At 64.6% G+C, this 13,611-nt stretch carries 12 protein-coding genes; 11 read left to right on the top strand and 1 reads right to left on the bottom strand.

Translation table 11 applies throughout. From position 1 onward, the window contains the following. Positions 1-7: 7 nt before the first annotated feature. The 10 genes from dusB (at position 8) to hflX (ending at position 12,389) form a co-directional block, all read left to right on the top strand. Positions 8-1,069 (top strand): tRNA dihydrouridine synthase DusB, encoded by a 1,062-nt coding sequence (gene dusB / locus DOL89_RS06415; protein WP_119678386.1) that lies wholly within the window; start codon positions 8-10, stop codon positions 1,067-1,069. Then, positions 1,066-2,202: a two-component system sensor histidine kinase NtrB gene (locus DOL89_RS06410; RefSeq protein ID WP_162937363.1), complete on the top strand. Its 1,137-nt coding sequence runs from the start codon at positions 1,066-1,068 to the stop codon at positions 2,200-2,202. Before dusB ends, DOL89_RS06410 begins: the two co-directional genes overlap by 4 nt. Before the next feature lie 2 nt (positions 2,203-2,204). Further along, entirely contained in the window at positions 2,205-3,650 is a 1,446-nt protein-coding gene (gene ntrC, locus DOL89_RS06405) for a nitrogen regulation protein NR(I) (RefSeq protein WP_119678385.1), read from the top strand. A 251-nt stretch (positions 3,651-3,901) separates the two neighbouring features. Further along, on the top strand, positions 3,902-6,187 hold the full coding sequence (locus DOL89_RS06400; RefSeq protein WP_119678384.1) for a sensor histidine kinase NtrY-like: 2,286 nt from the start codon (positions 3,902-3,904) through the stop codon (positions 6,185-6,187). 4 nt (positions 6,188-6,191) lie between these two features. Beyond that, positions 6,192-7,598 (top strand): nitrogen assimilation response regulator NtrX, encoded by a 1,407-nt coding sequence (gene ntrX, locus DOL89_RS06395; RefSeq protein ID WP_119678383.1) that lies wholly within the window; start codon positions 6,192-6,194, stop codon positions 7,596-7,598. Positions 7,599-7,709: 111 nt separating this feature from the next. After that, entirely contained in the window at positions 7,710-9,086 is a 1,377-nt protein-coding gene (gene trkA / locus DOL89_RS06390) for a Trk system potassium transporter TrkA (protein WP_119678382.1), read from the top strand. 50 nt (positions 9,087-9,136) lie between these two features. After that, positions 9,137-10,018: a D-amino-acid transaminase gene (locus DOL89_RS06385; RefSeq protein WP_119678381.1), complete on the top strand. Its 882-nt coding sequence runs from the start codon at positions 9,137-9,139 to the stop codon at positions 10,016-10,018. Next, complete coding sequence (locus DOL89_RS06380; RefSeq protein WP_119678380.1) at positions 10,015-10,719, top strand: HAD family hydrolase; 705 nt, start codon at positions 10,015-10,017, stop codon at positions 10,717-10,719. The genes DOL89_RS06385 and DOL89_RS06380 overlap by 4 nt, the downstream gene beginning before the upstream one ends. 82 nt (positions 10,720-10,801) lie before the next feature. Continuing rightward, entirely contained in the window at positions 10,802-11,050 is a 249-nt protein-coding gene (gene hfq, locus DOL89_RS06375; RefSeq protein ID WP_119678379.1) for an RNA chaperone Hfq, read from the top strand. Positions 11,051-11,108: 58 nt separating this feature from the next. Then, a complete protein-coding gene (hflX, locus tag DOL89_RS06370) occupies positions 11,109-12,389 on the top strand; it encodes a GTPase HflX (protein ID WP_119680290.1) in 1,281 nt (426 codons plus the stop codon). A 32-nt stretch (positions 12,390-12,421) separates the two neighbouring features. Here the strand turns inward: hflX and DOL89_RS24765 are convergent, their stop codons facing one another. Further along, entirely contained in the window at positions 12,422-12,607 is a 186-nt protein-coding gene (locus DOL89_RS24765; RefSeq protein ID WP_162937362.1) for a hypothetical protein, read from the bottom strand. 182 nt (positions 12,608-12,789) lie between these two features. On the opposite strand from DOL89_RS24765, the gene DOL89_RS06360 reads away from it, so the two are divergent. Next, the gene (locus DOL89_RS06360) at positions 12,790-13,593 is read left to right on the top strand and encodes an inositol monophosphatase family protein (RefSeq protein ID WP_225889926.1); all 804 of its coding nucleotides are present in this window, start codon (positions 12,790-12,792) and stop codon (positions 13,591-13,593) included. The last annotated feature ends 18 nt before the right edge of the window (positions 13,594-13,611 follow it).

The raw sequence follows: 13,611 nt of genomic DNA, 5'->3' as shown, positions 1-13,611 counted from the left end.
CTAACTGATGGGCAATTCTGTGTTGCAAAGCCGCCTTAAGCCGATCCAGATCGGGCCGGTGAAAATCGACGATCCGGTGATTCTGGCGCCTATGTCGGGCGTCAGCGACATGCCGTTCCGTCGCTTGGTGAAGCGCACGGGCGCCGGCCTCGTCGTGTCCGAGATGATCGCCAGCCAGGCGATGATCCGCGCCACGCGCGAAAGCATGCTGAAGACCGAGTGGCACCCGGACGAGGCGCCGATCTCCATGCAGCTCGCAGGCTGCGAGCCGGAGGTGATGGCGGAGGCTGCCAAGCTGAATGCCGACCGCGGCGCGGCGATCATCGACATCAATTTCGGCTGCCCGGTGAAGAAGGTGGTGAACGGCTATGCCGGCTCCGCCCTCATGAAGGACGAGCCGCTGGCCGGACGCATCCTGGAGGCCACGGCCAAGGCCGTCTCGGTGCCTGTGACCATGAAAATGCGCAAGGGATGGGATGAGAACAATTTGAATGCGCCGCGTCTGGCGAAGATCGCGGAAGAAGTCGGGATCAAAATGCTGACGGTGCACGGCCGCACCCGGTGTCAGATGTACAACGGCACCGCCGACTGGAAATTTATCCGCAAGGTCAAGGACGCGGTATCGATCCCGGTCATCGCCAACGGCGACATCAATACGTTCGAGGATGTTGTCCGCTGCCTGGACGAGTCCGGGGCGGATGGGGTGATGATCGGGCGGGGGACCTATGGCCGCCCATGGTTCGTCGCCCAGGTGATGCACTTCCTGCGCACCGGCGAGGTGACGCCGGAGCCGGCGCTGCCCGAACAGCTCCAGATCGTGCTGGAGCATTACGAGAGCATCCTGAACCACTACGGCGTGGACGCAGGGCTGAAAATCGCCCGGAAGCACGTCGCCTGGTATTCCAAAGGGCTTCCCGGTTCCGCCGAGTACCGAAGCACCATCATGACCACGGAGGACCCTGCGCGGGTCAAGCAGACCATCGCGGATTTCTACCGGGCGCTGATGGACCGCGGCATCATGGAAAGGAACTCCGGGGAGCGGTCAGCGGCAGAGAAGATGGCAGCATGATGCGCCGCGCCGCTGCCACGCTGCTGCGCCGGCCGGGCCGGGACGAACCGCTGGACCCGGCCGGCATCCTGTCCGCTTTGCCGGAGCCCGTGCTGGTCGTCGATAATGACGGGCTCGTCCGGTTCCTGAATCTTCAGGCACAGGCGTTCTTCGACGTCAGCGCGTCCCGCATGATGGGGGAGCCGCTGACGGACCTGATCCCGGCGGACAGTCCCGTCCTGCAACTGATCGAACAGGCGCGGGCCACGCATTCCCGCGTCTCCGAATATGGGGTTACGCTCGACACACCGCGGATCGGGCAACATTCCATCACGGTTCAGGCCGCTCCGCTGGCCGATCCGCCGGATCTGGTGGTCCTGACCCTGCACGAGCGCTCTATCGCGCGGAAGATCGATAGCCAGTTGAGCCACAGGGGGGCCGCCCGCTCGGTGGTCGCGATGGCCGCCATGCTGGCGCACGAGGTCAAGAACCCGCTTTCGGGTATCCGGGGCGCCGCCCAGTTGCTTGAGGAGAATGCGTCCGAAGACGACCGGATGCTGACGCGGCTGATCTGCGACGAGGCGGACCGGATCGTCGCCCTGGTGGACCGGATGGAGGTCTTTTCCGACATCCGGCCCTTGGAGACCACCGGGGTCAATATTCATGCCGTGCTGGAGCATGTGCGCCGCGTGGCGCAGAGCGGCTTCGCCCGGCACATCCGTTTCGTAGAGAAGTACGACCCTTCGTTGCCGCCGGTGCTCGGCAACCGCGACCAGCTTGTCCAGATATTCCTGAATCTGGTGAAGAACGCGGCGGAGGCGTGTCCGGAGCAGGGTGGGGAGATCATCCTCTCCACTGCCTATCAGCACGGTGTCCGCTTGGCCGTCGCCGGGTCGGAAAGCCGGGTCCATCTGCCGCTGCTCGTCAGCGTCCAGGATAATGGCGAAGGAATCCCCGAGGACATCCGCCCCCACCTCTTCGATCCATTCGTCACCACCAAGCTGAACGGCACCGGGTTGGGGCTGGCGCTGGTGGCGAAGATCGTCGGCGACCACGGCGGCGTCATCGACTTCGAAAGCGCCCCACGGCGCACTGTATTCAAGTTGTCGCTGCCGATGGCTGCCGACGTACCCGTGACAGAAGAGGGGCCGTGAAAATGGGGGCATCAATCCTGGTTGCCGACGACGATCGCGCGATCCGGACGGTCCTGACGCAGGCGCTGGCCCGCTTGGGCCATGACGTCCGCACGGCCGGCAATGCCGCCACGCTCTGGCGTTGGGTTGAGGAGGGACAGGGAGACCTTGTCATCACCGACGTGGTGATGCCGGACGAGAACGGGCTGGACCTGATCCCTCGCATCAAGCGCATCCGCCCCGACCTGCGCATCATCGTGATGAGTGCGCAGAACACCCTGCTGACGGCCGTTAAGGCGGCGGAACGCGGCGCGTTCGACTATCTGCCGAAGCCCTTCGACCTGAAGGAACTCGTCGGAATGGTTCAGCGGGCGCTGACCACGCCGACGGCTGCGGCGGAAGTCCCGCTCTCCGCGGCCGAACCGGAGGAGGAACAGCTTCCCCTCATTGGCCGGTCGCCGGCCATGCAGGAGATTTACCGGGTACTGGCGCGCCTGATGGGCACGGACCTGACCGTGATGATCACTGGCGAATCCGGCACCGGTAAGGAGCTCGTGGCTCGGGCCCTGCATGATTACGGCAAGCGGCGCAATGGGCCCTTTGTCGCCATCAACATGGCGGCGATCCCGCGGGAACTGATCGAATCCGAACTTTTCGGTCATGAGAAGGGGGCTTTCACCGGCGCGACCATGCGTTCCACCGGCCGGTTCGAGCAGGCCCAGAGCGGCACGCTGTTCCTGGACGAGATCGGCGACATGCCGCTGGAGGCCCAGACCCGTCTGCTCCGCGTACTGCAGGAGGGGGAGTACACTACGGTCGGCGGGCGGACCCCGATCAAGACCGATGTCCGGATCATCGCCGCCACCCACCGCGATCTGCGGACGCTGATCCGTCAGGGGCTGTTCCGCGAAGACCTGTTCTACCGCCTGAACGTGGTGCCGATCCGTCTGCCGCCCCTACGGGAGCGGACAGAGGATGTGCCGGCCCTGGCCCGTCACTTTTTCCAGACGGCCGCGGCCGAGGGGCTCCCGCTGAAGAGCTTGGATAACGCCGCGCTGGAACGGATGAAGCGCTATCGCTGGCCGGGCAATGTGCGCGAGCTTGAAAACCTTGTCAGGCGACTGGCCGCCCTCTACTCGCAGGAGGTGATCGGCCTGGATGCCATCGAGCAGGAGCTGACGGATGCCACCCCGTCGGCTGCCCAGGCTCCGGAGCCTGCCAACGAGGGGCTGGGCGCTGCGGTGGAGCGGCACCTTCGCGAGTACTTCGCGGCCCACAAGGACGGGGTCCCGGCCGCCGGTCTCTATGACCGCATCCTGCGGGAGGTGGAGAGGCCCTTGCTATCGCTGTCCCTGGTCGCCACGAAGGGCAATCAGATAAAGGCCGCGCATATGCTTGGGCTCAACCGCAACACCCTTCGGAAAAAGATTCGCGATCTGGAAATCCAGGTGGTACGCGGACTGAAATAGCGAAGGGCACGGATCAGCGCCCCGCCTGCCTGATACCGCAGAAGATCACGCCCGCCCACGGCGTTGCACTGGCGCAAGGTGTAGCAATCTGGTAACAGTCCAGATCGGGCGTGCTTCCTACGATGGTTCGCCCGACCGGGATCGTTTGGGAACCAGGGTAGCCCCTTGCCGGATCGAAACACTGACTCCGCTGCCGCCACAGGTGATGCGACCCGTGGGCGTATGCAACGAAGGGCCGCGGAGCCGTGAGCATGAGCGATACACAGGCCGGAGCCGGCCCGTCGCCTTGGTGGCGGCGGGTCTCCGCATGGTCCGGGCGGTACAATCTCGGAAACAGGCTGGCCGTGGTGCTGGCCCTGGCGGCCATCGCTTCGGGCATGGCGACCTACACCGCCATGATGGATCTGCCGCCCTTCGGCAACGATCCCAATACGGTCAGTCTGCTTCTCACTCTTAATCTCGTGCTGCTGCTCCTGCTCGGCGTTGTGACGGCACGGCGCATTGTGATGCTGTGGCTGGAACGCAGGCGCGGGCTGGCCGGGGCCAAGTTGCATGCACGGCTGGTCGCGATCTTCTCACTGCTCACGGCGTTGCCCGCCATCATCATGGCGACCTTTGCCGCCATATTCTTCTATGTCGGAGTTCAGTCCTGGTTCAGCGAACGGGTCAGCACGGCCGTGAACGAAGCGCTGGCCGTGGCCGAGGCCTATCTGAAGGAACATCAACGGACCATTGAGGCCGATCTTCTGGCCGCTGCGGCGGACCTGCAGCGGCAAGGAGGGCAGTTCATCCTGCTTGAGCCGGAGCGGCTGAGGCAGCTCTTGTTCCTGCTGGCCATCGATCGGAACTTTACGGAAATCGTCGTCTTCGATGGCCGCGGGCAGGAAATGGCCCGGCACGGGCTGCTGTTCAGTTTCCGGCCGGATCAGGTGCCCACCAGCGATCTGGACCGCGCCCGTGCCGGAAATGTCGTGGTCGGTGACGAAGGCGATCGGGTCACGGCGCTGGTCCGTCTCGATCCCGAGTTCGACACCTTCATGTATGTGGGCCGCCCGGTGGAGGCCCAGGTCCTCGCCTCGATGGAGTCCACCCAGAGCGCGGTGAACGAATACCGGGAGCTGGAGGGAAAGCGCTTCGACCTGCAGACACGCCTGACGCTGATTTTCCTTGTCGTCGCGATGCTGTTGCTGATGGGTGCGATCTGGGCAGGTCTGAACTTCGCCACATATCTGGTGCTGCCGATTGGTGCTCTGATCGGCGCTGCCGAACGGGTGAGCGACGGTGACCTGACGGCCCGGGTGCCGGAAGCCGCGGGCGATCAGGACGACGAGCTGTCGACACTCTCCAAGGTTTTCAACCGCATGACCGGCCAGTTAGAGAGTCAGCGGGGCGAACTGATGGAGGTCAACCGCCAGCTCGATCTCCGCCGCCGCTTCACGGAGGCGGTGCTGGCCGGGGTTTCGGCGGGCGTAGTCGGGCTGGACCAGGACGGCCGGGTCAATCTCCCCAACCTGTCTGCAGTGGAGCTCTTGAATGTCGGTGGTCCTGAGGAGCTGATCGGCCGCCCGCTTGAGGAGGTCGCGCCGGAAATGCAGGAGCTGATGGACAGCATCCGTCGCCGGCCCGGCAAGCTTGTGGAAGGGCAGGTCCAGATCCGCCGCGGCAGCCATGTGCGTACCCTTCTGGTCCGGGTGGCGGCGGAGGTGGTCGGGGGCGACATCCGCGGCTTCGTCGTCACCTTCGACGACGTGTCGGAACTGCTGCTGGCCCAGCGCAAGGCCGCGTGGGCGGATGTCGCGCGACGCATCGCGCACGAGATCAAGAACCCGCTGACACCCATCCAGCTTTCGGCGGAACGGCTGCGCCGCAAATACCTGAAGGAAATCTCCAGCGATCCGGAGACCTTCAAAGCCATGACCGACACCATTGTGCGCCATGTCGACGATATCGGCCGCATGGTGGATGAGTTCTCCGCCTTCGCCAGGATGCCGCAGCCGGTGATGAAACCCGTGGCGATCCAGGAACTATGCCGGCAGGCTGTCTTCCTCCAGGCCACGGCCCATGGCAGCATCAGGTTCGAACAGGATCTGCCCGCGACGCCGCTGGTGACCGTCTGCGATAGCCGTCAGGTCGGGCAGGCGCTGACCAACCTGCTGAAGAACGCGATAGAAGCCATCGAAGGGCGGGACGAGGCCGGGGGCGGCAGCCAGCCGCCCGGTTTTGTCGCCGTGCGGGTCCGCGCGGTCGATGACCATGTGGTGATCTCGGTGGAGGACAACGGAAAGGGACTGCCGGTCGATGAGCGCGACAGGCTGGTCGAACCCTATGTGACGACCCGGGCCAAGGGCACTGGGCTCGGATTGGCGATTGTGAAGAAAATCATGGAAGACCACGGAGGGGCGCTGACGCTTGAGGATCGGTCGGGCGGTGGCGCCCGGGTGAGCCTCGTGCTGCCGCGCACCCTAACCGCGACGGTCACCGAGCCGGGGCAGTCCGCCCCGCAGCCGGAGACCGTAGTGGCCGGGCGGAAGGGCTGAAAGCATGGCACACGACATTCTGATCGTCGATGACGAGACCGACATCCGGATGCTGATCGCCGGCATCCTGGAAGACGAGGGCATGAAAACGCGGGAAGCGGCTGACGCCGACCAGGCGATTGCCGCTGTTGCCGCACGCCGGCCCAGCCTCGTCATCCTGGATATCTGGCTCCAGGGAAGCCGCCTGGATGGCCTTCAGATCCTGGATGAGCTGAAGCGCGACCATGCGGACGTGCCTGTCGTGATGATCAGCGGCCATGGCAACATCGAAACTGCTGTCGCCGCCATCAAGAAGGGCGCCTACGACTTCATCGAGAAACCGTTCAAGGCCGACCGGCTGATCCTTCTGGTGGAGCGTGCGATCGAGGCGGCGCGTCTCCGTCGCGAGAACCGGGAGCTGCGGGGCCGCGTCGGCGTGGATGGAGAACTCGTCGGCAAGAGCATCCCGATCAATCAGCTCCGCCACGCGGTAGAGAAGGTGGCGCCGACCGGTTCACGCGTCCTGATCAGCGGTCCACCCGGCAGCGGCAAGGAGATCGTGGCGCGGATGATCCACGCTCGCTCCCGCCGGGCCGATGCGCCTTTCGTCGCGCTGAACTGCGCCACCATGCGTCCGGATCGGATGGAGGTGGAGCTGTTCGGGACGGAACACCCGGTGGATGGCGGCGGGCGCAAGGTCGGCACCTTCGAGCAGGCGCATGGCGGTACGCTGTTCCTGGACGAAGTCGCGGACATGCCGCTGGAAACCCAGGGCAAGATCGTGCGCGTCCTGCAGGAGCAGACTTTTGAGCGGGTCGGCGGCTCCAGCCGGGTCGAGGTGGATGTGCGGGTGATCGCCAGCACCAATCATGACCTCACCGCGGAAATCGAACTGGGAAGGTTCCGTCAGGACCTGTTCTATCGTCTGTCCGTCGTGCCGCTGAAGGTGCCGCCCCTGCGCGACCGCCGCGATGACATTCCACTGCTGGCCCGCCATTTCATGCAGAAGACTGCGGAGGCGCAGGGTCTGCCGCTCCGCACCTTCGGCGAGGATGCTATGGCGGCGCTCCAGGCCTATGATTGGCCCGGCAATGTGCGGCAGCTCCGCAATGTGGTCGAATGGCTGCTGATCATGGTGTCCGGCTCACCGACGGAGCCGATCCGCGCCGACATGCTCCCGCCGGAGATCGGCGCGATCACCCCGACCGTTCTGAAGTGGGAGAAGGGCGGCGAGATCATGGGGCTTCCGCTGCGTGAGGCGCGCGAGGTCTTCGAGCGGGAATACCTCCTGGCCCAGGTCACGCGGTTCGGCGGCAACATCTCCCGCACGGCAGCCTTCGTCGGGATGGAACGCTCCGCCCTGCACCGCAAGCTCAAGTCCCTGGGCGTGCATGGTTCCGAAAAAAACGGTGCGCGGGTCGGGGTGGAATAGACGCCGTCCGCCGCGCCATGGACAGGCTTCCAGTCCTGGCAAGGCTCGGGCATGATGCGGGCGGCATTGCTCACAGTGCCGCCCGATTGGCATTAACGTGGTGATCCACGCATGAAAGTCATTGTTTGCGGCGCAGGTCAGGTCGGGTCGAACATCGCCCGGTACCTTGCGTCGGAAGGCAACAACGTCACCGTCATCGACCAGTCGGCAGAGCTGATCCAGAAGATCAGCGACACGCTGGATGTCCAGGCCATGGTCGGCTTCGCCTCCCACCCCAACGTGCTGGAGCAGGCGGGGGCGGCGGATGCCGATATGATCATCGCGGTGACGCTGGCGGACGAAGTGAACATGGTGGCCTGCCAAGTGGCGAACAGCCTGTTCAACGTGCCAACCAAGATCGCCCGCGTGCGCCACCAGAGCTATCTGCAGCCGATCTGGGCAGACCTGTTCAGCCGCGACCACCTGCCCATCGACGTCATCATCTCTCCGGAGATCGAAGTGGCTCGGGCGGTCGCCCGCCGCCTTCAGGTGCCGGGCGCGTTTGACATGATCCCGCTGGCCGACGGCAAGGTGCGGGTAGTCGGCGTCGTCTGCACGGAGAGCTGCCCGATCATCAACACGCCGCTGCGCCAACTCACCGGCCTGTTCCCGGACCTCAACATCGAGGTGGTGGCCATAGTCCGGAACGAGAAGCCCATCATCCCCTCCGGCGACGACCAGATGCTGGCCGGGGACGAGGTTTATTTCGTTGCCGATACGAACCATGTGGGCCGCGCGATGGCCGCTTTCGGCCATGAGGAGCCCGAAGCCCGCCGGGTGATCATCATCGGCGGTGGAAATATCGGCCTGTGTCTGGCCGAGGAGATCGAGGAGAAGCACGCCCAGGTCTCTGCCCGCATCATTGAGGTAGACCGCAAACGCGCCCAGTATGTGGCGCAGCGTCTGTCGCGGACCATGGTGCTGCACGGCGACGGCCTCGACCCGGACATCCTGGAAGAGGCTAATGTCCGCGCCAGCGAGACGGTGGTGGCCGTTACCAACAATGACGAGGGCAACATCCTCGCCTCCCTGCTGGCCAAGCGGTATGGCTGCGAGCGGGCAATTACGCTGATCAACAAGACCACATACCAGCCACTGGTCCACCCGCTGGGCATCGACGCGGTGGTCAGCCCGCGCTCCATCACCGTATCGTCGATCCTCCAGCATGTCCGGCGCGGACGCATCAAGGCGGTGCATTCCCTGCGCGAGGGCTTCGCCGAGGTGATAGAAGCGGAAGCGCTGGAGACATCCGCGCTGGTGAACCAGCCCCTGCGGGACATCCGGCTGCCGGCCGGGGTCATCGTCGGGGCGATCGTGCGCGGAAGCGAAGTAATCATTCCGCGCCCCTCCACCGTGGTGAAGCCGAACGACCGCGTCATCATCCTGGCGGAGGTCGGGCAGGTGAAGAAGGTGGAGAAGATGTTCGCCGTGCGGCTCGAGTTCTTCTGAACTCCGATTGCCGCTTCAAACCTCTCGAAGCTCCCGGAGCCTGTCCGTCCATGCCCCGCATCGCCTATGTCGACGGCAGGTACGTGCCGCATGACAGTGCCACGGTCCATATCGAGGATCGCGGCTTCCAGTTTGCCGACGGCGTCTATGAGGTCGTCACCGTGGTCAACGGCAGGCTGGCGGACGAGGAAGGTCATCTGGCACGCCTCGCCCGCTCCTTGGATGAACTCCGCATCGCTTGGCCGGTCACGCCGCAGACGCTGAAAATGATCATGCGGCAGATGGTCGTCCGGAACCGCATGGCCGATGCGCTGCTCTATATCCAGATCACCCGTGGCCGGGCGCCGCGCGATTTCAAGTTCCCGGCCAAGGCGGCCCCGACGCTGGTGCTGACCTGCCGCCGGACCAAATTCCAGAGCCCGCGGCAACTGGCGGACGGCGTTCCGGTCGTCACCATCCCCGACATCCGTTGGCTGCGCCGCGACATCAAGTCGGTCAGCCTGCTGCCGCAGGTTCTGGGCAAGCAGCAGGCAGTGGAGAAGGGAGCTTTCGAAGCGTGGCAGATCGATCCGGACGGCACAGTGACGGAGGGCTGTTCCTCCAATGCCTGGATCGTGACGGAGGCGGGTGCGCTGGTCACCCGCCCGGCCAGTAGTCTGATCCTCAACGGCATCACCCGCCAGAGCCTGATCCGCCTTGCCGCGGGCCTCGGAATCCCGTTCGAGGAGCGCGCCTTTACCCTGGATGAGGCGTACCGGGCGAAAGAAGCCTTCATCTCAAGCGCCAGCACCTTCGTCCTTCCGGTTACCAGCATCGACGGGAAGCCTGTCGGGAACGGAAAGCCGGGACCGCTCGGCCGGCAATTGCGACAGGCCTATATGAACCATGTCGGCACGCCCGATCCAGTGCCGCTGCCGGCGGAGAATGCATGATGACCGCCACCATTCCCGACACGCTGCCCCGGGCCATCCTGTTCGATTGGGACAACACGCTTGTCAGCAACTGGGGATGCGTCGTTGCTTCGATCAACGCTGCCCTGACCGCGTTCGGGATGGAACCCTGGACCATGGAGGAGGGCTATAAGCGCATCCGCCACAGCCTGCGGGACAGCTTCCCGACGATCTTCGGTGACGATTGGCACCGCGCGCGGGACATCTTCTATGCCCACTTCGAGCAGAACCACATCGCCTACCTGGAACCGCTGGCAGGAGCCGAGAGGCTGCTGAAGGAACTGCATGCGAGCGGTATCTATCTGGCGGTGGTTTCCAACAAGAAGGGGCAGTTCCTTCGTGCCGAAGCGACGCATCTGGGTTGGGACGGCTACTTCGGACGGCTGGTCGGCGCTACGGATGCACCGACGGACAAGCCGGCAGTCGCGCCGGTTGAAATGGCCTTGTCACCATCGGGCATTCCGCCTGGGCGGGATGTCTGGTTCGTGGGGGACGCCGATGTCGATATGGAATGCGCACACCGGGCCGGATGTCTTCCTGTTCTGGTCGGCTCGACCCCGACCGATGGGCCGAACCTGGACCGTTTCCCGCCGGCATATCGGTTGGATGGCTGTGCTGCGATTTCCGCCTTGGTGCAGCGGATTGGTGATACCATATCCGTCAAGGCGGCGGCGCGTCCGTGACCGGGGCTTCCGGCAGACTCGCCGCATCCGTCGTCTGGGTTCGTAAGAACCCCAAAAAACTGAGCAAAGCGAGGCTGCTCCAATGTCAGAAAAATCACAGAACGTTCAGGACGTATTTCTGAATCACGTCCGTAAGAACAAGACGCCCGTCACCGTCTTTCTGGTCAACGGCGTGAAGCTACAGGGTATCATCACTTGGTTCGATAATTTTTCCGTGCTTCTGCGCCGCGATGCCCATTCGCAGCTTGTCTATAAGCACGCGATTTCGACTGTGATGCCGGCTCACCCGATTCAGCTTTTTGAGCCGGCCAAGGAGGCCGACCACGACTAATATATCTGTTTCCGACGTGCGCGGGCCTGCAACCCGCGCCGTCGTCATCCACCCGGTCATGCCCGGCGACCGGGACGACAGCCGCGCTCCCGCGGCGCGCCTGGAAGAGGCGGCCGGGCTTGCACTCGCCATTGATCTCGAAGTCGCATTCGCCACCTGCGTGCGTGTCACACGCCCGCGTCCGGCCACCCTTCTGGGCACCGGCGCTGTGGAGGAGATCGGGCGGCGCGCCGAGGAGGCCGAGGCTCAACTGGTCATCGTCGACCATGCCCTTACGCCCATTCAGCAGCGCAATCTGGAACGGGAATGGAAGGTGAAGGTCATCGACCGCACCGGCCTGATCCTGGAAATCTTCGGCGCCCGCGCCCGGACCCGTGAGGGCCAGTTGCAGGTCGAACTGGCGGCGCTGACATATCAGCGTTCCCGTCTCGTCCGGTCCTGGACCCATCTGGAGCGGCAGCGCGGCGGCTTCGGCTTCCTCGGCGGTCCTGGCGAAAGCCAGATCGAGCTGGACCGGCGGCTGATCGGCGACCGCATTGTCAAGCTGAAGAGTGAACTGGATGAGGTGAGGCGCACCCGCGGCCTGCACCGTAAGGCGCGGGAGAAGGTGCCCTATCCGGTGGTGGCGCTGGTCGGCTACACCAATGCCGGGAAGTCGACGCTGTTCAACCGGATGGCCGGGGCGGAGGTGTTCGCCAAGGACCTTCTGTTTGCCACGCTGGACCCGACCATGCGGTCCATCGTGCTTCCGTCGAATCGCAAGATCATCCTGTCGGACACGGTCGGCTTTATCTCCGACCTGCCGCACGGGCTTGTGGAAGCGTTCCGCGCCACGCTTGAGGAAGTTCAGGCCGCTGACATCATCCTGCATGTCCGGGACGTTTCCCACCCGGACACAGAGGCCCAGAAGGCCGATGTGGAGCAGGTTCTGAAAGACCTCGGCATCACGGCGGACACGGACGACCGCTTGGTCGAGGTGCTGAACAAGGTCGATCTGCTGCCGGAGGAGGAACGGGAGTCGTTGCTGCGCCAAGCCCGCCGGGCTGGCGGCACAGTCGCGATTTCCGCCCTGACCGGTGAAGGGATCGACACTCTGTTCGACTTCATCGACCGCCGGATGGTCGCCGGGCGGGATGTTATCGAGCTTGCGGTGGATCTGGCCGATGGCGCTGCGATCGCATGGCTGCACAGCCGAGGCGAAATCCTCGACCGCAGCGATGATGAGACCAACGCCCATCTGCGGGTGGCGCTGGAACCGGCCGACGTGGCGCGCTTCACCGGCCGGTTCGGCTATGAGGTACAGCCCATGCCGCCGGTGCAGGAAGCACGCCGTGCATAATGGGCGGGCCGGTTCGCCGGCCCGCCTTTCTCTCATGTCTGGTTCGGCTTGGGATGATCGACGCCCTGGATCGCAGGCCGGTCCGGCTTCTTCTCTCCAGGCTGGCCAATCCCCGCACCTCCGGGCCGCGTCGTCCCGGCGTCCTCCGGCAGGTCACCCTGCTGCTGACCCAAGGTTTTCTCCGAATCTTTCCCACCTTGTTCGTTCCGGTCCGCCATCTGGCCCTCCTTTGAAGCGATGAGGTCCGGACCAACCATTCCCAGGCTGCCACGTCACGCAGGGACTTGCATGCTACTGGCGGAAAGTCGCCCTTGGGTACGGCGCATTTGAAGCCGCACCCGTTTAGCCCTATGAAGGTCCGTCCGCAGGACGGGCGCACAACTGGATTGAGGGGGCTTGAGTGACGCTTCCGGATATGGATCGGGTAACCTCCATCATCGCCGATGTCGCCGCGTCGGAAATCCTGCCCCGTTTCCGCCGGCTGGAGGAGGCGGATGTCCGGATGAAGGGCCCCGGCGACATCGTCACCATTGCAGACGAAGCCGCGGAACGCGAACTGACCCGCCGCCTGACCGATCTGCTACCCGGCTCCACGGTCCTGGGAGAGGAAGCCTACGCCGCGGATGCCAAGGTGCTGGGAAGGGTCTTCGAGGAGGCTCCGGTCTGGATCGTCGATCCCGTCGACGGAACGCAGAATTTCGCCTCTGGCAAGCCGGTCTTCGCGGTGATGGTCGCGCTGGTGAGTGCGGGCGAAACGCTTGCCGGTTGGATTCACGACCCGATCGGCGGTGAAACGGCGACGGCCGCCAAAGGCGAGGGCGCCTGGATGGGTGGTGGCCGTCTACAGGTAGCCGCTCCGGCTCCCCTGTCTGAGTCGAGCGGAGCGATCAAGAACCGCTTCTTCGACCGCCGCATGCGCGATCAGATGGAGGAGAAGAAAGGCGCTCTGCGCGAGTGCTTCGACCTCTACTGCGCGGGCCACGAATATCTCCGCCTGGCGAGGGGAGAAGCGCATTTCGCCCTGTACCGGCGCATGATGCCCTGGGACCATACCCCAGGCGTTCTGATCCATCGGGAGGCCGGCGGTTATGGCGCCCGGTTGAACGGATTGCCTTATTCCCCGACGGAGATTGAGGGCGGTCTGCTGCTTGCGCCCGACCGCGAAAGCTGGCGGGCGCTGCACGAGCTTCTATTCGGGGTGTGACCGCCCCCTGGAACTCCA

Source organism: Indioceanicola profundi, from assembly GCF_003568845.1.
GTDB lineage: Bacteria > Pseudomonadota > Alphaproteobacteria > Azospirillales > Azospirillaceae > Indioceanicola > Indioceanicola profundi.
The sequence above is the reverse complement of the archived record's forward strand: the minus strand, read 5'-3'. Positions and strand labels throughout refer to the sequence as shown.

Coding starts and splice junctions, on each gene's coding strand:
- dusB (WP_119678386.1), top strand. CDS start 8: ATGGGCAATTCTGTGTTGCAAAGCCGCCTTAAGCCGATCCAGATCGGG.
- DOL89_RS06410 (WP_162937363.1), top strand. CDS start 1,066: ATGATGCGCCGCGCCGCTGCCACGCTGCTGCGCCGGCCGGGCCGGGAC.
- ntrC (WP_119678385.1), top strand. CDS start 2,205: ATGGGGGCATCAATCCTGGTTGCCGACGACGATCGCGCGATCCGGACG.
- DOL89_RS06400 (WP_119678384.1), top strand. CDS start 3,902: ATGAGCGATACACAGGCCGGAGCCGGCCCGTCGCCTTGGTGGCGGCGG.
- ntrX (WP_119678383.1), top strand. CDS start 6,192: ATGGCACACGACATTCTGATCGTCGATGACGAGACCGACATCCGGATG.
- trkA (WP_119678382.1), top strand. CDS start 7,710: ATGAAAGTCATTGTTTGCGGCGCAGGTCAGGTCGGGTCGAACATCGCC.
- DOL89_RS06385 (WP_119678381.1), top strand. CDS start 9,137: ATGCCCCGCATCGCCTATGTCGACGGCAGGTACGTGCCGCATGACAGT.
- DOL89_RS06380 (WP_119678380.1), top strand. CDS start 10,015: ATGATGACCGCCACCATTCCCGACACGCTGCCCCGGGCCATCCTGTTC.
- hfq (WP_119678379.1), top strand. CDS start 10,802: ATGTCAGAAAAATCACAGAACGTTCAGGACGTATTTCTGAATCACGTC.
- hflX (WP_119680290.1), top strand. CDS start 11,109: ATGCCCGGCGACCGGGACGACAGCCGCGCTCCCGCGGCGCGCCTGGAA.
- DOL89_RS24765 (WP_162937362.1), bottom strand. CDS start 12,607: ATGGCGGACCGGAACGAACAAGGTGGGAAAGATTCGGAGAAAACCTTG.